Annotated in this window: 21 protein-coding genes and 4 tRNA genes; 5 read left to right on the top strand and 20 right to left on the bottom strand. The window is 66.3% G+C overall.

Annotated features, from left to right (window positions below; genetic code table 11):
- The first annotated feature begins 201 nt into the window (after positions 1-201).
- Positions 202-1,527: a serine hydrolase domain-containing protein gene (locus V3W46_RS18130; protein ID WP_331784546.1), complete on the top strand. Its 1,326-nt coding sequence runs from the start codon at positions 202-204 to the stop codon at positions 1,525-1,527.
- A 101-nt stretch (positions 1,528-1,628) separates the two neighbouring features.
- The gene (locus V3W46_RS18125) at positions 1,629-2,936 is read left to right on the top strand and encodes a serine hydrolase domain-containing protein (protein WP_331784545.1); all 1,308 of its coding nucleotides are present in this window, start codon (positions 1,629-1,631) and stop codon (positions 2,934-2,936) included.
- Between the two features lie 14 nt (positions 2,937-2,950).
- Here the strand turns inward: V3W46_RS18125 and V3W46_RS18120 are convergent, their stop codons facing one another.
- The 7 genes from V3W46_RS18120 to V3W46_RS18090 all read right to left on the bottom strand — a co-directional run bounded on the left by V3W46_RS18120 (position 2,951) and on the right by V3W46_RS18090 (position 7,735).
- Entirely contained in the window at positions 2,951-4,240 is a 1,290-nt protein-coding gene (locus tag V3W46_RS18120) for a serine hydrolase domain-containing protein (protein ID WP_331784544.1), read from the bottom strand.
- Positions 4,241-4,348: 108 nt separating this feature from the next.
- Entirely contained in the window at positions 4,349-5,020 is a 672-nt protein-coding gene (locus tag V3W46_RS18115) for a response regulator transcription factor (protein ID WP_331784543.1), read from the bottom strand.
- Entirely contained in the window at positions 5,008-6,765 is a 1,758-nt protein-coding gene (locus tag V3W46_RS18110; protein ID WP_331784542.1) for a sensor histidine kinase, read from the bottom strand. Before V3W46_RS18110 ends, V3W46_RS18115 begins: the two co-directional genes overlap by 13 nt.
- Before the next feature lie 164 nt (positions 6,766-6,929).
- Positions 6,930-7,307 carry a hypothetical protein gene (locus V3W46_RS18105; protein WP_331784541.1) on the bottom strand — a complete coding sequence of 126 codons (378 nt, stop codon included), beginning with the start codon at positions 7,305-7,307 and terminating at the stop codon, positions 6,930-6,932.
- Positions 7,308-7,435: 128 nt separating this feature from the next.
- Positions 7,436-7,507, bottom strand: a tRNA-Val gene (locus V3W46_RS18100).
- A 46-nt stretch (positions 7,508-7,553) separates the two neighbouring features.
- Positions 7,554-7,627, bottom strand: a tRNA-Cys gene (locus tag V3W46_RS18095).
- 36 nt (positions 7,628-7,663) lie between these two features.
- Positions 7,664-7,735, bottom strand: a tRNA-Gly gene (locus V3W46_RS18090).
- A gap of 194 nt (positions 7,736-7,929) precedes the next feature.
- Between V3W46_RS18090 and V3W46_RS18085 the strand changes: the two genes are divergently transcribed.
- Positions 7,930-8,002, top strand: a tRNA-Val gene (locus tag V3W46_RS18085).
- 84 nt (positions 8,003-8,086) lie between these two features.
- Here the strand turns inward: V3W46_RS18085 and V3W46_RS19680 are convergent.
- The gene (locus V3W46_RS19680; RefSeq protein WP_443070006.1) at positions 8,087-8,338 is read right to left on the bottom strand and encodes a DUF3263 domain-containing protein; all 252 of its coding nucleotides are present in this window, start codon (positions 8,336-8,338) and stop codon (positions 8,087-8,089) included.
- 119 nt (positions 8,339-8,457) lie between these two features.
- Between V3W46_RS19680 and V3W46_RS18080 the strand changes: the two genes are divergently transcribed.
- Complete coding sequence (locus V3W46_RS18080) at positions 8,458-8,640, top strand: hypothetical protein (protein WP_331784540.1); 183 nt, start codon at positions 8,458-8,460, stop codon at positions 8,638-8,640.
- A 168-nt stretch (positions 8,641-8,808) separates the two neighbouring features.
- Here V3W46_RS18080 and V3W46_RS18075 read toward each other — a convergent pair whose 3' ends face one another.
- Positions 8,809-8,967 carry a hypothetical protein gene (locus tag V3W46_RS18075; protein WP_331784539.1) on the bottom strand — a complete coding sequence of 53 codons (159 nt, stop codon included), beginning with the start codon at positions 8,965-8,967 and terminating at the stop codon, positions 8,809-8,811.
- A 94-nt stretch (positions 8,968-9,061) separates the two neighbouring features.
- Here V3W46_RS18075 and V3W46_RS18070 point away from each other — a divergent pair, with 94 nt between their 5' ends.
- Positions 9,062-9,295: a hypothetical protein gene (locus V3W46_RS18070; RefSeq protein WP_331784538.1), complete on the top strand. Its 234-nt coding sequence runs from the start codon at positions 9,062-9,064 to the stop codon at positions 9,293-9,295.
- A gap of 341 nt (positions 9,296-9,636) precedes the next feature.
- Here the strand turns inward: V3W46_RS18070 and V3W46_RS18065 are convergent, their stop codons facing one another.
- The 11 genes from V3W46_RS18065 to V3W46_RS18015 form a co-directional block, all read right to left on the bottom strand.
- Entirely contained in the window at positions 9,637-10,182 is a 546-nt protein-coding gene (locus tag V3W46_RS18065) for a hypothetical protein (RefSeq protein ID WP_331784537.1), read from the bottom strand.
- Between the two features lie 9 nt (positions 10,183-10,191).
- A complete protein-coding gene (locus V3W46_RS18060) occupies positions 10,192-10,347 on the bottom strand; it encodes a hypothetical protein (RefSeq protein ID WP_331784536.1) in 156 nt (51 codons plus the stop codon).
- An 83-nt stretch (positions 10,348-10,430) separates the two neighbouring features.
- Positions 10,431-11,348, bottom strand: coding sequence for an arabinofuranosidase catalytic domain-containing protein (locus V3W46_RS18055; RefSeq protein WP_331784535.1), 918 nt, complete (start codon positions 11,346-11,348; stop codon positions 10,431-10,433).
- Complete coding sequence (locus V3W46_RS18050; protein ID WP_331784534.1) at positions 11,338-12,750, bottom strand: hypothetical protein; 1,413 nt, start codon at positions 12,748-12,750, stop codon at positions 11,338-11,340. Before V3W46_RS18050 ends, V3W46_RS18055 begins: the two co-directional genes overlap by 11 nt.
- 3 nt (positions 12,751-12,753) lie before the next feature.
- Positions 12,754-13,212: a hypothetical protein gene (locus tag V3W46_RS18045; protein ID WP_331784533.1), complete on the bottom strand. Its 459-nt coding sequence runs from the start codon at positions 13,210-13,212 to the stop codon at positions 12,754-12,756.
- 46 nt (positions 13,213-13,258) lie between these two features.
- Positions 13,259-13,732 (bottom strand): DUF7940 domain-containing protein, encoded by a 474-nt coding sequence (locus V3W46_RS18040; RefSeq protein ID WP_331784532.1) that lies wholly within the window; start codon positions 13,730-13,732, stop codon positions 13,259-13,261.
- On the bottom strand, positions 13,729-14,064 hold the full coding sequence (locus V3W46_RS18035; RefSeq protein ID WP_331784531.1) for a hypothetical protein: 336 nt from the start codon (positions 14,062-14,064) through the stop codon (positions 13,729-13,731). Before V3W46_RS18035 ends, V3W46_RS18040 begins: the two co-directional genes overlap by 4 nt.
- A complete protein-coding gene (locus V3W46_RS18030; RefSeq protein WP_331784530.1) occupies positions 14,061-14,465 on the bottom strand; it encodes a hypothetical protein in 405 nt (134 codons plus the stop codon). The genes V3W46_RS18035 and V3W46_RS18030 overlap by 4 nt, the downstream gene beginning before the upstream one ends.
- 28 nt (positions 14,466-14,493) lie before the next feature.
- A complete protein-coding gene (locus V3W46_RS18025; protein ID WP_331784529.1) occupies positions 14,494-15,465 on the bottom strand; it encodes a hypothetical protein in 972 nt (323 codons plus the stop codon).
- A gap of 8 nt (positions 15,466-15,473) precedes the next feature.
- Complete coding sequence (locus V3W46_RS18020; protein WP_331784528.1) at positions 15,474-16,604, bottom strand: hypothetical protein; 1,131 nt, start codon at positions 16,602-16,604, stop codon at positions 15,474-15,476.
- Positions 16,520-17,647 (bottom strand): hypothetical protein, encoded by a 1,128-nt coding sequence (locus V3W46_RS18015; protein WP_331784527.1) that lies wholly within the window; start codon positions 17,645-17,647, stop codon positions 16,520-16,522. The genes V3W46_RS18020 and V3W46_RS18015 overlap by 85 nt, the downstream gene beginning before the upstream one ends.

Below are 17,647 nucleotides of genomic sequence, written 5' to 3'. Positions count from 1 at the left end.
ACCCCTCTGAGCGCCACCAGTAGCGTCCCGGGCCCGCTCCGCCGGGCATCCGCCCCCCATCGGCACCAACCTCCGGGCGCCGCCCCACCGGGCGCCGCACACGCGACCTACGTCTATGGTCGCCGCGCCATCGACCGTCGAGACTGAAAAGACAGTTCACCTCGACCACGTCGGCGACACGCGCGGAAGGCTGCCCACACCATGCCCAACCCTCTCATCGAGCACGGCCGCCCGCGGCTCCGAGCCCTGCGTATCGCTTCGGCGGGCGCCGTTCTGGCGTTGGCCGCCGTGGCCACCGGATGCACGAGCTCGGCCCAGCCCGCACCGAGCAGCACGCCCGGCCCGACGTCGACCGCAGCAGCGACCCCAGCCCTGCCGGCCGACGCCGCCGCGCTGACCGCCACGTTCCAGAACGCCGCCAAGAGCCTGATGGTGCCCGGCGCGGCCATGCTCATCAGAACCCCCGACGGCGACATCACCGCGACCTACGGAACCACCGAGCTCGGCGGAACCACCCCGGTCTCGCTCGACGACCACATTCGCGTCGGCTCGAACACGAAGACCTGGACGGGCACCGTCATTCTGCAGCTCGCGCAGGAGGGCAGGCTCGCGCTCACCGACCCGGTGTCGAAGTACCGCCCCGACGTGCCGAACGGTGACAACATCACCATCGAAGAGCTGCTGAACATGCGCAGTGGTCTGTTCAACTACACCGAGACGTATCAGTTGAACCACGATCTCGACGTCGACCCGGGCAAGGTGTGGAACCCCGAGGAGCTTGTGGCCATGGGGCTGGCCCTGCCGCCGTATTTCGCGCCGGGAACAGGGTTCCACTACTCCAACACGAACACCGTGCTGCTCGGCCTGATCGCCCAGCAGCTCGACGGCAAGCCACTGCAGCAGATCTTCCAAGACCGGCTGTTCACGCCCCTGGGGCTGACCAACACGTCGTTTCCCGCGAGCGATGACGCGAGCATCCCGGCCCCGTACTCGAACGGGTACATGTACACCGACAACGTGCAGACTCTCGCGACGGCGACGCTGCCGGCAGACCTGCTGGCCCAGGCGCAGGCGGGAACACTGCTGCCGAACGACTTCACCGCGACGAACCCGTCGTGGGCCTGGTCGGCCGGGGCGGGAATCTCGACCATCGGCGACCTGGCCACGTGGGTCGAGGCGCTCGGCGGGGGCACCGGTGACCTGCTGAACGCCGACATGCAGCAGCAGCGCATGCAGAGCGTCATCGGCGTTCCGAACTCGGCCGGTGGGGCGGGCTACGGCTGGGGCATCGCCCGGATGGGCCCCATCTTCTACGGGCACACCGGCGAACTGCCGGGCTACAACTCCTACATGGGGTACGACCCGGTCAACAAGGTGACCATGGTGGTCTGGACCAACCTCGCCCCCTCTGCAGACGGCCGACCCCCGGCGGCGACCCTGGCCGCCGACCTCATCGGCGAGCTGTACGGCACCGCGACCGCGACCCCCACTCCCGGCTCGGGCTCCGGCTCCGACGACACCGAGTAGCCGCGCGGCGCCGGCGATTCACTCCCGGCACCCACGACCCCTAGTGCCCGCGACGCCGGCGACCCCACTCCCGGCGCGAACGACCCTCAGGAAGGTTCACCATGCCCACCTCGACCCTGTTCAAGCCGATCGCGATCGTCGCCGGGGTGCTGCTGCTGGCCGGATGCTCGGTCCAGGCCGCGCCGAACGCGACCTCTGGCAGCTCACCGGCCGCGACCCCCGCGACCCCAACGACCGCCGCTTCGACGTGCGTCACCGACCCCGCGGCCGTGATCGCCGCCCCGGCGACCCCGGAGAGCACCACCGCGGCCCTGCCGGCCGACCTCGCCAGCACCCTCGACGCCGCCGCCGCATCGTCGTTCGCTCTCGCCGCGGCCCCCGGCGCCATCGTGGGCGTGCGCACCCCGCAGGGCACGTGGACAGCCGCCTATGGCTCGGCCGATCCGGCCACGAACACCCCGATGGCGGTGGGCATGAACACCCGCATCGCGTCGCTCACCAAGATGTACGCCGGCTCGATTCTGCTGCAGCTGGCCGAGCAGGGCTCGCTCTCACTCGACGACACCATCGGAAAGTACATCACGGGCATCCCGAACGGCGACCAGATCACACTTCGCCAGCTGGCCGACATGACCAGCGGCATCGCCAGCTACACCGCGAGCGAGCCCTTCACCGACGGGTACTTCGCGAACCCCGAGGCCGTCTACACGCCCGACCAGGTGGTCGCCGTCGGCGTCTCGCTGTCACCGCTGTTCGCACCCGGCGAGAGCTTCGCCTACTCGAACACGAACACCGTGCTGCTCGGCCAGGTGATCGAGAAGGTCACGGGCAAGCCGTTCGGCGAGGTGCTGCAGGAGAACATCCTGACGCCGCTGAAGCTCACCAGCACCACCTGGCCCGGCGACTCGAACGCCATTCCTGAGCCGTACGCACACGGCTTCACGCTGAACGGCCCCGCCGCGACGCCGTCGGCCCCGACCGACTCGACGAACTGGAACCCGTCGTGGGCCTACACCTCGGGCGAGATCATCTCGAACGTCACCGACCTGCTCACGATGGGCCGCGCGCTCGGCACCGGCCAGGGCCTGCTCGACCCGGCCGCACAGACCGAACGCCTCACCTCGTTCTCGCCCGACACCGGCTACGGCATCGCCATGGGCTGTAGAGACGGCTGGGTGGGTCACTCGGGTGAGCTCTCGGGTTACAACACCACGCTGTTCTACGACACCACGAGCGACACGACCGTCGTCGTGCAGACCAACAGCGACATCGCCTCGGGCGACTGCTCGGTCTCGCCGACCCTGAGCGACAACCCCAGCGAGCAGGTGTGCGCTGCTCCGGCAGTACGGATGTTCGCGGCTCTGTCGACCGCCCTCGGACACCCGTACACGCCGCCGCCCGCCCGCTGACGCCGGTTCGCCCGTCAGCGCTTGGCGGGCGGCACGAACGCGTGCCCGAGCGCGGTCGACACCGAGACGAAGAGACGTGTCGCCGGCGAGCTGCAGGGCAGGTCGGCCGGGTTGTCGAGCAGCGTGGTCGAATCGGAGCATCCGCCCGACGGAATGTCGCTGTTCGTCAGCGTGATGATCGTCGTGTCGCTCGCGGTGTCGTAGAACATCGACGAGTTGAAGCCGGGCAGCTCCCCCGCGTGGCCCACCCAGCCGGCCGAGCAACCCCAGCCGAGACCGTACCCCGCGCTGCCCGGCGATGACGTCAGGCGCTGCATCTGCAGGTCGGCGGGCAGCAGGCCGTGGCCGGTGCCCTCGGCTCGGGCGAAGGCGAGCAGGTCGGTCGCAGTGGAGATGAGCTCGCCTGCCGTCCAGCCCCACGACGGGTTCCAGTCAGTCGCGTTGGCGGGCGATTCGACGGTCGCGTTCGTGCCCTGCAGCGTGAAGCCCTGCGGATGCGGTTCGGGGTACACGGGTGAGCCGGCCGGAAAGGTGGTGTCGGTCAGCTTCAGCGGGGTCAGGATCTTCTGCTGCAGCACATCCTGGTAGGGCTGGCCCGTGACCTTCTCGATGACTTTGCCGAGCAGCACGGTGTTCGTGTTCGAGTAGTTGAAGCTGGTGCCGGGTTCGAACAGCGGCGGAAGAGCCAGCCCGATCGCGAGCAGCTCGTCGGGTGACCACACCTTCTCGGGCTGAGCGAAGAACGTCGCCTGCCAGGCCGGGTCGAGCGTGTAGCTCGCAAGCCCGCTGGTCATGTCGGCGAGCATGCGCAGGGTGACGTGATCGCCGTTCGGCACGCCGTCGACGTAGGTCGAGATCGGGTCGTCGAGGCTGACATCACCGTCGGCCACCAGCTGCAGCAGCAGAGTGGCGGTGAACGGCTTCGTGATCGACCCGACCCGCTGGAACATGTCGGTGGTCATCGGCACGCCGGTTGCCGGGTCGGCGACGCCGTACGCCTTCAGAAAGAGTCCGTCTTTCGACTGCACGGCCACGATGGCGCCCGGAGCCGCCGCGGCAGCGAACCCCTCTCCGGCGGCGGCATCGATGACGGCCGCCTGCGAGTCGGTCATCGGGGTGGTGGGTAGCGCCTGACTGCGCGCCACAACGGCGGCCGGGTCGGTCACGCAGGTCGACAGTGCCGCCCCGGCGCTGCTGGTGGGTGAAGCCGACGGGGTCGAGGGCTGCCCGGCGCAGCCGGCGAGCAGCACGACCGCGGCGACGACGGCCGCCGGTCGGGCGAGTGTGCGTGCGAGTGTGACCATGATGAACCTCTCGAGAAGGGCAGGGGTACCCACCCTCCACGATTCAGCATGGGCTGCCGACGGGCCATGGACCTGGGTCTAGCCCTGGGTCTAGCCCTGGGGGCGAGGTCAGGTGTGGCGGGCGGTGGCGCTCGCCGCAGAGAGAAAACGGATGACCGCCAGCACGCGCCGGTGGTCGTCGGCGTCGACCGGCAGACCGAATGCGTCGTAGATGTTCGACGTGTGCTGCACGACGGCCTTCTCGCTGAGATTCAGCTGGCTGGCGATGCGGGCATTGCTTCGCCCTTCGGCCATCAGCCCCAACACTTCGCGCTGGCGCGGTGTGAGCGATCCGACGGCCCCGCTGACCATGCTTGCGCGCGCCACCATCACCGAGACGACATCGGGGTCGAGTGCGGTGCCGCCGGCGGCGACGCGCCGGAGGTCGGCGGTGAACGTCGTCACGTCGGCGATGCGCTGTTTCAGCAGGTAGCCCACCCGGCCCGTATTGTTGTCGAGCAGCTCGGTGGCGTAGCGGCGCTGCACGTACTGCGAGAGCACGACGACCGCGATCTCCACGTGGTTCTGCCTGATGCGGATGGCCGCCAGCAGCCCCTCGTCGGTGTGTGTCGGCGGCATCCTGATGTCGGTGATCACCAGGTCGGGCCTGTGCCGGGCGACCTCGTTCTCGAGCTCGACCGCGGTGCCCACCGCGGCCAGCACCTCGAACCCGTCGGTCTCGAGCACGTGCCGCAGGCCCTCCCGCAACAGAACTTCGTCTTCGCCGATCACGACGCGCATGGCAGCTCCACTTTCACTCGTGTTCCCTGATGGCGGGGCGATTCGATCCAGAAACTGCCGCCCAGCACGTCGACGCGGTCGATCAGACCCTTCAGGCCGGTTCCCGACTCCACGCTCGCACCGCCGACCCCGTTGTCGGCGACCTGGATGCTCAGCCTGTCGTGCGACTGGCTGAGGCGCACCTCCACGGCCGAGGCGCCGGAATGCCGCACGGCGTTCGTGAGGGCCTCGGCGAGAATGAAGTACGCCGTGTTCGTCGTCGCAGGCTCGAGCGACTCGTCGTCGACCTGCAGGTCGAGGGTCGCCGGAATCGCCAGCCGGTCGACGAGGTCTTCGGCCGCGGCCGACAGCCCCCGTTCCACCAGGGCGGCGGGCAGCACGTTGTGCACGAGCCGGCGCAGGTCGGCCGCGGCCTCGTCGATGCGTTGGCGCAACTCGGTCGAGGCGATGCTGGTGCCGGGCGAGGCATCCGGTGCCGTGCCGATCTGCTGGGCCTCGAGGGCCAGCAGCACCAGCTGCACCTGCAGCCCGTCGTGCAGGTCTTGGGCGATGCGGGTGCGCTCGCGGTCGGCCGTCTCGACGAGACGCAGCCGCGACTGCAGCAGCTCGCCGTTGCTCGCCAGCAGTTCGGCGGTGAGCCGCTCACGGTCGACGGCGATCGCCAGCACCTCGCCGGCACGGCGAACGAGCTGCTCGTCGGCGATCATCCGGCGGTCGTAGACGATGGCCCCGACCAGGCGCGAGTCGACTCTGACGTCGAGCCAACTGCGGTTGCGGTCGCCCTGCGCGGTGTCGACGGCGACGCCCCGTTCGTCGACGAAGACCGAGCGGTCGGCGGCCCAGTACACGACGCGCAGTGAGTCGTCGCCGAGCGTGCTCGCCAGCGCCCGGGCGACGGCCGACCTCGTGGCGCCGGCCAGTCCCAGCCAGGCGCTGAGCGCGTCGAGCTCGCCGGTGCGGGCGAAGCCTCCGGTCAGCACACCCAGCAGAAAAGCGATCGGCAGCCCGGCTGACAGCGTGAGCTGCACGACGCCGACCATCGGCGACGGCACGCCGAGGGGCGGCAGGATGATCGGCGCGAGAGGGATGAGCAGCACAGCCAGGCTGCCGTAGAGGAACAGCGGCAGCAGAACACGCCGATGCGCCCGATCGGCGGCCCGCAGCCGGCCGACGAGGATGCCCGCGGTGACGACCATCACGGCCAGACCGAGAATCTGCTGGCCCATGACGATCGCCCTGAACAACCCGGCGTTGTCGTCTCGAACGAAGTACAGCGGCGCCTGGAGAACGATCGAGACCACGTAGCCGACGATCACCGTCGCGGTCGACAGGCGACCGTGCAGACGCCCGGAGGGGAAGGCGTGCAGCAGGTGCACCGCCACGGCGAGCACACTCGTGGCGAACACGACGCTGATCACGTCGAGAACCGGGATGCCCAGATTGACCAGCCCGCCGACGAACACCGCGAGGCCGCCGAACACGATCAGCGCCCCCGTGGCATTGTTCGGTCGACGCCACCACGCCACGACGCCCGCCCCGACCCAGATGAAGAACACCGCCGTGAACAGAGCGATCGCCGGCAGGCTGTCGGCGTCATCGAGGCTCGCCGCGACGGTGAGTTGTACGACGCCGAGCAGCAGGGCGCAGAGGCAGAGCACCCCGAGCGCGAGCCGCAGCGACCCCGGGCGGCCGGTGCGCAGGCGCAGCGGGGCCGTCGGGGCGACGACCCCCAGTGGCGTGCTCACGATGCCGTCGCCGACGTGGTGGTGCTGTACCGCACGAAGCGACCCCTTTTCCGTGTGCACTGCCTCAGGCAGAACCGCAGCGCTGTCTCTGGCACCACCCTGCCGGGCGGACACCCTGCGGCACCATAGACCTAGGCCCTGATGTGCGGCTGCACCTGTCTGCCTCAGGCGGCGCGGAAGAACTCGACCGCGCGGCGCGTCGACAGGATCGCGATGACCACGAGTGCCCAGATGATCGTCACCAGCCCGGAGCCCAGCTGGCCGCCGAAGAGCGTGAAGATACCCGAGATGATCGAGATCACCTCGATCACCAGCACAATCGTTCGCGAGGTGTTGCTGCCCCTCAGCAGCCCGCGGGCCACCACAATCGTGATGATGCCGAGAACGATCAGTACGACGGCATTGATTCCGGAGAATCCGGTCGACCCTGCTCCCGGAGACAGCACCGCGATGAGCCCGATGGCCCCGAACACGACATCGAGAATGCCGTTGATGTAAACCAAGACAGCCACAAACGTGACGGCTCCCGGGCGAGTGGCCATGGTGTGGTCCTTTCGAGTGATGTGGACTACACCGTAGGGCCCCAGGCCGCTGAGGCGCCACCCCGCGGCGGCGGAACCCGGCCGGAGACGCAAGAAGGCCCCGACGCGTGTCGGGGCCTTCTCTCGGGTGGGCGGTACTGGGATCGAACCAGCGACCTCTTCCGTGTCAGGGAAGCGCGCTACCGCTGCGCCAACCGCCCAATTGTTTCGATTCCGGCGCCGGGGCGCCTGAATCTGGTTGCGGAGTGGAGGTGGCGACGGGATTTGAACCCGTGTGGACGGCTTTGCAGGCCGCTGCCTCGCCTCTCGGCCACGCCACCATATGGAGGGTTGCCCCAAAGGTACATCTACACTCGAGCGGATGACGAGATTCGAACTCGCGACCCTCACCTTGGCAAGGTGATGCGCTACCACTGCGCCACATCCGCATTGTTTGTGTGAAACTTCTTGCTGCCAGCACTCATTACTGCGTGCTCGGAAGACTCTACCCGAACGCAGTCGACAAAACCAAACCGGGCGGATCGCGTGTCGTAACACTGCCCCGATGTGCGCCGCACGCCCGTCGTCGGCTAGTATCGACGAGCCAGAGATTCCCACCGGCCCCCGGCCGGCACGAACCCTCGGGCGATTGGCGCAGTTGGTAGCGCGCTTCGTTCACACCGAAGAGGTCATCGGTTCGAGTCCGGTATCGCCCACACAGAAAACCCCCGGTCAGCTGCGGAAAGCAGCCGAACCGGGGGTTTCGTCTTTGTGGTCATCTGGGGCAGATCTGGGGCAAACTAGTCCGCACCACGGCGGAGGAGGCGTGCCTCTCGCGCTCTACGCGCCCGTTCCTGACGCTCGAGCATCCGCTTCGCCAGCTGCGGGAACTCAGCCACGACGTCGGGCTGTTGAACCAGCTGGAGGAGCTTCTGGTAGTACCGCGGCAGGCTCATTCCGAACGCCGCGCGCACGTCGCTTTCCTTTGCTGGATATGGTGACGGATGAGCGTCCTCAAAAGCGAGCAAGGTGTGTTCATCCCCAGATACCATGCTTCGATAGTTGCTGAAGCGAACGCCGAGCGGGCAGTCCCCAACTGGGGGGCCTACTCCCTCACCGTTACACTGGCCAGGAGCTACCTGGGGGAACAATGAAGAGTTCGAACTCATCCATGCTGGTACTGCTGATCATTGCCACGTTCGGCATCGTGATCGGCCTGATTGTCACGCTCGCCACAAGTCTTGTGTCCGGCGGCGGGCTGTTGGGCCCATGTCTGCTGATCATCGGAGGCGTCGCTTTGATCGCCTGGCTCATGGTCAATGCACTTGAGTGGGAGCGTACCCAGCGGCGTTAGCCAGCCAACCCGATGACCCCGCGTTGTGGATCGGGCGACTGCTTCACGACGTCACCATGGGAGATCTGGCGAGCATGGTCGGCGCACACTGCGTACACGAGACTAAGGCCGCCTTCGTCGACGACGATGCGCTCGGCAGGGTCGCGTTCACATCGGTCGACCAAGCATTCAACGAATGGCGTCGTCACGTTCCGCCCGGTAGCTGAGCAGCATCTCGCCGTCTCGCACCTGCGAGTCGGTCTGTTGCTTCAGGGAGTCGTAGGTCGCTCCTTCCACGATGATCTGCCGGACCTGGTCGCCGGCGCGGACGGTCGTGATGAGTTTCATGAGTCCATCTTGCGGCCATGTCGTCGGGTGTGCCTACACTCGACATTGCGCAGGCCGGTGCGCTCCGAACGAGGGAGCGAACATGGAACTGGGAATGAGCGGCGAGAAGGCAGCGTCGGCGCGGCCGTCACAGCCGGGCGAGACGGACTGGGATGCGATCGAGCTGCGGATGGGCCTGATCCCGTCGCCGCGACGCATCTACGAGGACGGTGTCGAGATCTGGCCCGGGAACCACGGGAAGATTCCTGAGGGCTGGGATGGTACGTACCCGGAGAAGCCGATCCCGCCGAGGTCGATGCGGAGATACGGGCGCACCAGGCGACGGTGAATGATCAAGCGGGAAGGCTTTGATACATGGCCGGTGGGCCGGCAAAACCGCAGCGGTCGAACTCGCAATTCTCGAATGCGCAGTTATCAAAGCCAAGGCCTCCAACTACGTTCCCCCGTGTCCGGGGCAATTCCCAGAACAGGTCGTCTCTCGAGCCTCCGAGATCGCAGTTGGTCAAGGTCGTCCCGTTCATCGTCACCAGTACGGCTGGCCCAACGATAGTGCAATTCCGGAAACGGGTATTCGAGAGCACAAGCTTGTCAACGAAGAGTTCGGAGATGCGGACTACTCGCGAATCGTATAGGTCGATAGACATGGCCAGGAGCGTACCATCGGGAAGGTCAGGTCCGCGCGATTTGTTCCCACTCAAACTTGATCAGAAAATCCGCAACGTGACTGTGCACCACTTCTATTGGGTAGCCGACAGCGACCCAATCATTGAGCACTTTGAGCCTCCCGCAGTTGTCCTTCGAAGCCACGGCCCTGTGGTGAACTATGTCGTTCCGGATATTCCGCAAATCCCCCATCACATCAGAGGCGATCTGATGCAACTGCACGCCACGAGTTCTCGCCAGCTTGGGACGCGTCACCTCTTCCCACTGAGAGAAGACTCTCATTACCCATGACTGCCCCACCCACAGATCAAGGGGGGCAGGGTAGGGCTCGAAAAGGTCGTCCATGTCCTTCGCTGTCCAAGTTGAGATCGGGAAAAGCACATCCCCGACTGTTGTCACAGTCGTGAACGGCTCTCGATACTTTGGATTCCCGACAAACCTCTCGCGAAATGTTCGCCCGTAGGCAACCGACGCAACGAGCGACGAGAACAGCAGGTTCTCGCGTTCAACAGTTCGGCGGAATTCGGCGGTTATCTCCCCTGGGCTAAGCACACACGAACACTAGCGGGTTGCGGCAGTCACGACGTCGATAATGGACTGCAGATCGCCTTCGACCGTCCAATAGTCTCCATACTCAGATTTTCCGACATAGCCAGACTGATCACTGTCGAAGCGCTCCCTGAGCGCCTCGACCAGCTGCTCTATGTTCTGGCTCATGATCGAAGATTAACACCCAGACGCACGAAAGTACCCCCCTGCCCACTCGAAGGTAGGCAGGGGGGTACTTGGGTTCGCGGATCTTAGGCAGGGATCTTGAAGTAGTTCGTCTGCGAGTTCTCGACCTTCAGAAGCGTCGGAGCATCCCAGACCGTCTTCACCGCGATGAGCTCCGCGATGGACCCGGACCAGCCGGTTCCGGTCGTCGACGGGGCGCCGATGAAGTTCTGCGTGAAAGTGTGGCTCCCGCTGCGCGTGTACGCGACGTCGGCAAGGGCCGTGCCGCGGACGCGCTTCTTCATCACAGCCCCGTTATCGAGGATCGTGAACCTCGAGGCCTGCGTGACCGGGAACGCTGAAGGGATCTCCGCGACGGTGCCTGCCCCCTGCTCGAACGTGCCGGCCGCGTTGCGAATCGCGGTGGTGAGCGTGTAGCCGGTGATCTGCTGGCCGTAGACGTACTGCGAGGTGCCCGAGTCGCCTTCCTTGCCGAAGACGGCCGTGGAGCCCTGGTGGTTGCCGGTGACGACCGCGACCGACGAGCCAGCTCCCGAGGCGTAGAGGTTCGCGGCCGCGCCGACCAGCACCCGGCGAAGGCCGGTACCGCCGATGAAGTTCGGCGCGGGCACTCCCCCGACGAGGTTGACCACGCCGGCGGTGCAGATCGGCGGCTGCATCGTCGTGTCCGCCTGGGAGGCGTGCAGGCCGTTCCCCGACTGGTCGTACCAGATGGTCACGAACGCGTCGCCTGAGCCGGCCCAGGCGGCGATCTGCGACGCCAGCGAAGCCGACGCGTCGAAGTCACGGGTGGCGTTGTCCGAGCTGCGGCGCAGCTGGATCACGTGACCGGTGTACGCCGAGCGCAGCGCCCTCGTGGAGAACGCCCACGCGAGGCTAGTGAGGCTGTCGAGGATCGGGAAGTCGATCACCGGTGATGTGGTGTTGCCTGCGTCGGATACCCGGACTCCGTCGAACTGCTGCACTGAGGAGTTAAGAGGCATAGGTCAGCCACCCTTTCGCGGTGATGATGGACGCGTACCAGTTGGCCCACGCCAGGTAGACGGCCGGTTTGAAGTGGGTCTCGTCGAAGTGCAGCTGCCGCGGGATCGTGTCGTTCGCGATGTCGGTCAGGTCGTCGGCGGTCGGCGTCCATCCCAGCGCGGCGAGGGCCCGGTTCTGCAACCAACCGCAGAGGTCGATGCCGTGACCCTTCGCGTCTGTCTCGACGTTCCCGTAGGTGGCGAGCAGCTTGGCGTTGTGCGACTTGATGATGTCGTGCCGCGCCTGTCCGCTGCCGCCGTTGTACTCCTCGATGCGGTAGGTGATCGTGGGGACGAGGAACCGGTCGTGGCCGATCCGGCCGACGCAGCGCCGCACGTCTTCGAAGACGTTCTGGAACGACGTCGGGAGCTCGTACATGTTGTTGCGGCCTGCGTGGATGATGAGGATGCTGTCGCGGTACGCCTCTGACTGGTTCACGACGAACGCGGCGCCGTGCGGGAAGGTCGATACTGCTGCGCCGGTGTCGGTGCGGAGGAACGTCCACGAGCCGTCTGCGGTGTGCTGGGTGACCCGGCCGTAGACGATTTCGCCCTGGATGCCGAGCATGTAGCCCCAGAAGTAGTAGTCGTTCGACCCGATGCCGAACGACCGGCCGTTGTACGCGCCTACGAGGGTGAGGGTGCGCTCGGCCGGTGTCGAGGGGATGGTGTTCGACTGCACGGTGAAGAACAGTCGGAGCCCGCCCATGCGGGCCGCGATGTGCTCGGCGCGCTGTCCGGAGACGCCCTGGTTGATCGATGACGTGCCAAGGGTGACGCCGAGGGCAGTCGGCCAGTCGGTGCCGATCGACTCCGTGAGCGAGTCCCCGAAGGCGACGACCGCGGGCTGCGCGTACTCGGGGAACTGCGAGCCGCTGCCGAGGCGCTTGGCGATCTCGGCGTAGGTGTGCGGGAGGAAGTGACCGTCGAGACCGATGACGTCGTCGAAGAGGCGCCCGTCGACGTCCATGCCGCCGCTGACGATCGTGGGCGAGTTCAGCGAGACGCGGCCGAGCTTCTTCGCGATGTAGTCGTAGGTGTGCTGCCCGAAGTGGCCATCGGTGAAGATGACATCGTCGAACATGCGGCCGTCCGCGTCCACGCCGCCGCTGATGGCGCGGCCGCCCGTCTGCACGACGCCGTGAGCGATGCCACCTGTCGCGACGGCCGCGGCGACGGCCGCGTTCGCGCCGGCCAGAAGCGCAGCCGAGATCGTCGGGTCCGACGCGTATTGTGCGGCGATGATCGGGCCGACTGCCTCGACGAGTGCAGCGTAGGTGTCCGACTCTGGGTCGATGAACAGCATCGACGTGGACTTGTCGCCTGCGATGGCGAGGTCAGCCTTCTTGATCCACGTACCCATGGGTCATCCCTCGTATTCGTAGTAGGCGGGCGGGGTGCCGTCCGTGTCGATCCAGCCCGTCCAGTTCGTCGGGATCGTGGGGGGTTCCGGGCCCAGCCAGATCTGCGCCGGGTTCGACGGCGCCTGGATGATCTGCGCGAAATCCCACGGGCCGTCGGAGGGGATGAACAACTTGATGTCGGGAAAGTCAGCGCCGACCCATGGCCCTTCGTCTCCCACACCGGCCTCGTGCCAGCGCAGCGAGACGCTAAAGAACATCGGCGGGTTCGTGCCGTCGGTGGAGTTGAACTCTTGCGACCATCCCCCGGCACCGTCGAAGGTGCTGACGATGATGCGGCGGTTGAACAGCAGCTTCGATCCGTCGACGGCCGACGAGGACGGGGTGAAGATGATCCTCGGGTCGAGGCCTGGCACGACTCCCTCGAAGTCTCCGAGGGAGCCGTTCACGGTTTCGAGCGACATGCGGGGCCCCTTCCGGGCGGTGTCAGATCGGACGAGTGGCTGTTGGTCAGTCCCCCAGTGCGACGTGCTTCGGCTCGGCGTCTGACGGTGTCGGGTCGACTTCGGCGGGCGAGGCGAAGCTCGTCGTCGTATCCGTGACCGATGTGATGACTGCAGGCGCGTCGGGCATCGCCGTGCCCGCATCGATGACCGGAATCGCAGACAAGAACGACAGGTGCGCCTTGATCCACTCGTTCACGGTGGGGTTGGCCATGAGCTGCGCGACGAACTTCGACACCCCAGCAGCGATGACCACCGCCACGTTGACGAACGCGAACACTTCCGGGGGCAGGTAGGCATTCAGGCCGGGGTTGGCGGCGAGGAACCCGGCGAGTACGCCGAGGGCGGCATTCGCGGCAACGAGGAAGCCGATCGCGGACTGGACGAAAGTGCGCCACCCGGCGCGAGACGGATTCGCGACCTGCGTCGGAGTGCCGGCTGCCGCGGGCTTCTGGTCAACCTGCACGAGAGTAGTGTTCATGAGTTGCTCTCTTCTCTTTCGTTTTCGGTGAGGTCGAGAGCGCGTTTCTCGGCCTCGGTGAGGATGTGCGTGCCGCCTGCACGGACCCGGTCGATGTATGCCAGGAACACGCTGCGGAGCGTCACGCGGGCGCTGCGTTCCTTGTTCAGCTCGAGGCTGAGGTCGTCGACCTTTGTGCTGAGTTCGTCCATGCGGTGCCAGATCTCCGCGACGGTCGGCATCTTCGTGGAGCTGTCGCCGCTGCGACCACGGACCAGCATGAAGATTCCGGCGACGATTCCGCCGGCGACGATTCCGATGACAGGGAGGTAGGGAGTGATCGCGTCGTTCATCTGCGCACCTTCAGCCGGGGCATTATGTCGAACCATCGCCCCAGAGGAAGGAAGAGGATCAGGATGACGATGAACGCGAGGGCCTGCTTTTCCCGAGCGCCGTACGCTGCGGCGTTGGCGATAGCGAAAACGTATGCGCCGAGGAACGGGATCATTACGAGCAACCCGAACCACTCGAGCCGTTCTCTGTCTCGCAGGCAGCCCCACAGGCAAGCGAGCGCCGCTGCGACGATGAAGACCGCCCAGACCGGCCGGTAGCCATCTGGGGTGGCGAGGTCCAGGGCTGGAGCGCCGCGCACTGCTGCGACCGTGCCAAAGATCGCGAAAAACAGGTACTTGCCGAGGTACACCCATCGGGAAGTGACGATCGGTGTGCGCAGGTCGAATCGGCGTTTTGTCATGACTTCCCCTTCCGAGGGTGGAAGAGGGCTACTGCGGGTGCTTGGTCTTGAACTCGTCGCTCGCCTTGATCTGTGTGGCGACGTCGTCGAGGGTGTGGCCCGCGTGCTTGAACTGCACCCAGCCGGAGACTTCCGAGGCGCCGGCCGAGCGACCTAGCAGCTGCGAGTACTGCACCCCAATCCAGCGAGCCGCATACTCATCGGAGTCGAGCAGCGACTGGCGCACCTGTGCGATGGTCCACGAGCTGTTGGTCATCAGCCCGATGAACATGCCGAGGCCGCCCGGGTCAGCGTGTCGACCGAGGACGTCGACGTACTGGCCGTCGATCTGATCCGCGAAACCCTTCTGCGAGTCGGGCAGCTGCACGAGCTGCGTCGTCTGCTTGAGGATCGGGTCGACCTCGTCGTGGATTGCCTTCTGGAGGTCTGCGAGTGATGCCACGATGTCTTCTTCCTGTGCTGGTGATGGCTGGAGGTTCTGGAGAAGCTGACGCTTACGCGTCTCGACCCGCGCGGCGGTGGCGCCGCTGAGGGGTGCGGAGGGCTGGCGGTGCCAGGTCTCGGACGAGATCGGGAAGTTGCAGCCGTAGGTGGCACTGATCGCCTTTCGGCGAGCGATCGAGTTGCTGTTCGAGTCATCGGCCATTGCCCAGCCGTGCTCGCTAGTCCCGCCACCGCCGGTCGGGTCTGCGGCCGAGGGCGTTCCCTGAGCGCCTCCGGTCGCAAGCCAGAGCTTGTAGCGGCCCCACTGGTACCACTGGTTCGAGCCGCCGGTCGATGTCGTCGACGGGTCGCCGCCGTTGCGGCCGATGGCCTCGTCCGCCTCGACTCCGTAAGGTCGGTCACCTTCGTTCTCGACGATCCAGTACCCCTCGTTGCGGAGGTCTTCGTTCGCGCACGAGACGCGCGCGCCGAACTCGGGCTCGAGGTACACGCCGTCGACGTAGACCAGGGCGGGGATTGGGATCTCGCCGTTCGTGTAGCCACCCCATGCGGGCATGTCGTCTCCTAGAGTTTCGAGTTGATGAGCTCTCGGAGCTCGGCGATTTCGGCGCGGGCCTGCTCGAGCTGCTCCGCGAGGATCTGGGTGCGCGCCAGGGCGAGCCGGTCGTACGCGACGGACTCGACCTTCCCCTTCGCGTCGCGGCCGATGAACAACTCACCACCCTCGGCCGCCGCGACCTCCTCAGCAATCACGCCGGGCACGCGCGGGCCCTCGAGGTCGAACCGGTCCTGCCAGTCCCGGAACCGCACCGCGAGCAGCTCGGGCGAGAGCTTAGTCAGGTGCACATGGCGCTTGAACCGGCGCGCCGACGTCGACCGCAGGAGCTTCCCAGACGAGTCGACAACCACGTTCGAGGTCGTCGTTGTCGTACCGATGTTCGGGCTCTTCAGGCTGCCGTACGCGATGACGTCGGTGTCTGATTCGATGTTGGCGCTGGCGTAGATGTGATCGTTCGACGTGAGCTCGCTGACGATGACCTCGAGCGCGTCAAGCTCGAGCGTCGCTGGGGAGTAGATGCGGCCACCGTACGAGCCGCCGTTGTCGATTTTCACGACGCCGGCGGTGATGCTGCCCCCGGTGTCTACACTGAGGTTGCCGGTGAGCGAGATGTTCCCGGTGTGCGACTCGTCACCGATGAACGTCGAGACGCCGTTGATCGTGAGCGTCCCGTTGACGTCTGTCGGACCGTTCACGTGGAACGGCCCAGTCAGGGTGAATTCGCCGGTGGAGGTGAAGTTGCCCGTCATCGAGGTGTTGCCCTCGACGGTGAACGGCCCTGTCAGTGTCAGCGATCCGGACTGAGCCCATGCGCCTGATGCGGTCGTGTTGCCGGTGAGGAGGAACGAACCGGACAGGTTCAGGGTGCCGAGCACCTCGAGCAGCCCGTGCACGACCGCTGATGCTTCGCCGCCGACGTAGAAGCCCTCCGGCGAAAGGATACGCAGCGAGCCGTCCGACACGGACGTATATCCGACCGGTGCTGCGTTGTCCTGGCGCTTGTTCGCGCGGACCATCTCGGCCAGCCTGTTCCCGTCGACGAAATCGACCATCAGGCACCGCCGATCGGCTGGAATTCCAACGGGATGATGTCGGTCATGTCGATCGTCCAACCCACGACGCGCAGCTCGTTCCACCCATTCGGGATGACCGGGCTGCCGCTGGAGTAGATCCCGGCCGGCTGCCCCTCGACGAGGTCGAGGATGCCGGGAGAGTCGCCAGCCGTCATCGAAGCGGAGTACTGGACAGTCGGGTCTTTCGAGGCCGCGAGGTCCTGGTCTGCATGCGCCTGAAGCGCCACCTGATCGGTGAGCTGAGGGTATGAGGTGAACCGTTCACGCGCGAGGCCGACCGGTGTCGTCGAGGCCTTCGCGTACTTACGGTCAAGCTCAGACCCGGCGCCCGTCGCGACGACGTTCGTAGCCGTCCCTGAACCCTTGATGCGGCGCCGGACCTTCGTGAGCTTCGGCTGTGGCACGTTGAGGTGCCACTCGATCCTCGGCCCGGTCAGCTTCGGGGTGGCCGCGGTGCCCATGCGGAGCACCAGCTGCAGGTTCCCGAAGGCGTCCCACTGGGGGTTGAACGTGACCTCGGGGCCGCCGGCCGCGGTCATGAGCTCGTGCAGGGTGTCGAGCATCTTCGGGAGGTTGTAGTCGTTGTACTGACGCTTGTCCGTGCCGTCGTGGGGGGCGCCGACGCCGGTCGGTGGCACGGTGTCGGGGATGATCCGGCCGTACGACACATTCATGCCGTACCCGGCTGTTGGCCCCTCGAAGGTGAGCCGGAAAACGATGCGGAGGATGGTCGCGAGAGTGTAGTTCTGGATCTCGTCGCGGTAGTTCACCGTTGAGTAGCCGTCGGCACCGAGCGTCGACCTGTAATCCAGGAGAGTCCAGAAGTCCCCGTGCTCGATCGTGTAGGTCCCGCTGTCGTCGTCCCAGTCGGAGTCGGTCATGATGCCGGCGTATTGAGGGACGTTGTTCCAGCAGGGCACGATCATGCGCGCCCACGGGGTCGTGAGGTCGTTCCAGTCCAGCTGCGGCCCGAAGGCCGTCAGCGTGAACTCGAGCGTGCCCTGGCCTTGGTCCCCAAGCCGGCGCTGCGCCCGGAAACCGGACGGGCTGACCTGAGCGAGCTTGAGACCGGTGATGGCGTCGCAGATCCAGTACGTCCACGCCAC

This window comes from Subtercola sp. YIM 133946 (assembly GCF_036553535.1).
In the GTDB taxonomy this organism is placed as follows: Bacteria; Actinomycetota; Actinomycetes; order Actinomycetales; family Microbacteriaceae; genus Subtercola.
The sequence above is the reverse complement of the archived record's forward strand: the minus strand, read 5'-3'. Positions and strand labels throughout refer to the sequence as shown.

Excerpts from the sequence above, each read along its gene's own strand:
- V3W46_RS18060 (WP_331784536.1), bottom strand. The coding sequence starts at position 10,347 with ATGAGCCAGAACATAGAGCAGCTGGTCGAGGCGCTCAGGGAGCGCTTC.
- V3W46_RS18130 (WP_331784546.1), top strand. The coding sequence starts at position 202 with ATGCCCAACCCTCTCATCGAGCACGGCCGCCCGCGGCTCCGAGCCCTG.
- V3W46_RS18080 (WP_331784540.1), top strand. The coding sequence starts at position 8,458 with ATGCTGGTACTGCTGATCATTGCCACGTTCGGCATCGTGATCGGCCTG.
- V3W46_RS18120 (WP_331784544.1), bottom strand. The coding sequence starts at position 4,240 with ATGGTCACACTCGCACGCACACTCGCCCGACCGGCGGCCGTCGTCGCC.
- V3W46_RS18040 (WP_331784532.1), bottom strand. The coding sequence starts at position 13,732 with ATGAACACTACTCTCGTGCAGGTTGACCAGAAGCCCGCGGCAGCCGGC.
- V3W46_RS19680 (WP_443070006.1), bottom strand. The coding sequence starts at position 8,338 with ATGGTATCTGGGGATGAACACACCTTGCTCGCTTTTGAGGACGCTCAT.
- V3W46_RS18070 (WP_331784538.1), top strand. The coding sequence starts at position 9,062 with ATGAGCGGCGAGAAGGCAGCGTCGGCGCGGCCGTCACAGCCGGGCGAG.
- V3W46_RS18055 (WP_331784535.1), bottom strand. The coding sequence starts at position 11,348 with ATGCCTCTTAACTCCTCAGTGCAGCAGTTCGACGGAGTCCGGGTATCC.
- V3W46_RS18050 (WP_331784534.1), bottom strand. The coding sequence starts at position 12,750 with ATGGGTACGTGGATCAAGAAGGCTGACCTCGCCATCGCAGGCGACAAG.
- V3W46_RS18125 (WP_331784545.1), top strand. The coding sequence starts at position 1,629 with ATGCCCACCTCGACCCTGTTCAAGCCGATCGCGATCGTCGCCGGGGTG.
- V3W46_RS18045 (WP_331784533.1), bottom strand. The coding sequence starts at position 13,212 with ATGTCGCTCGAAACCGTGAACGGCTCCCTCGGAGACTTCGAGGGAGTC.
- V3W46_RS18105 (WP_331784541.1), bottom strand. The coding sequence starts at position 7,307 with ATGGCCACTCGCCCGGGAGCCGTCACGTTTGTGGCTGTCTTGGTTTAC.
- V3W46_RS18035 (WP_331784531.1), bottom strand. The coding sequence starts at position 14,064 with ATGAACGACGCGATCACTCCCTACCTCCCTGTCATCGGAATCGTCGCC.
- V3W46_RS18115 (WP_331784543.1), bottom strand. The coding sequence starts at position 5,020 with ATGCGCGTCGTGATCGGCGAAGACGAAGTTCTGTTGCGGGAGGGCCTG.
- V3W46_RS18025 (WP_331784529.1), bottom strand. The coding sequence starts at position 15,465 with ATGCCCGCATGGGGTGGCTACACGAACGGCGAGATCCCAATCCCCGCC.
- V3W46_RS18075 (WP_331784539.1), bottom strand. The coding sequence starts at position 8,967 with ATGAAACTCATCACGACCGTCCGCGCCGGCGACCAGGTCCGGCAGATC.
- V3W46_RS18030 (WP_331784530.1), bottom strand. The coding sequence starts at position 14,465 with ATGACAAAACGCCGATTCGACCTGCGCACACCGATCGTCACTTCCCGA.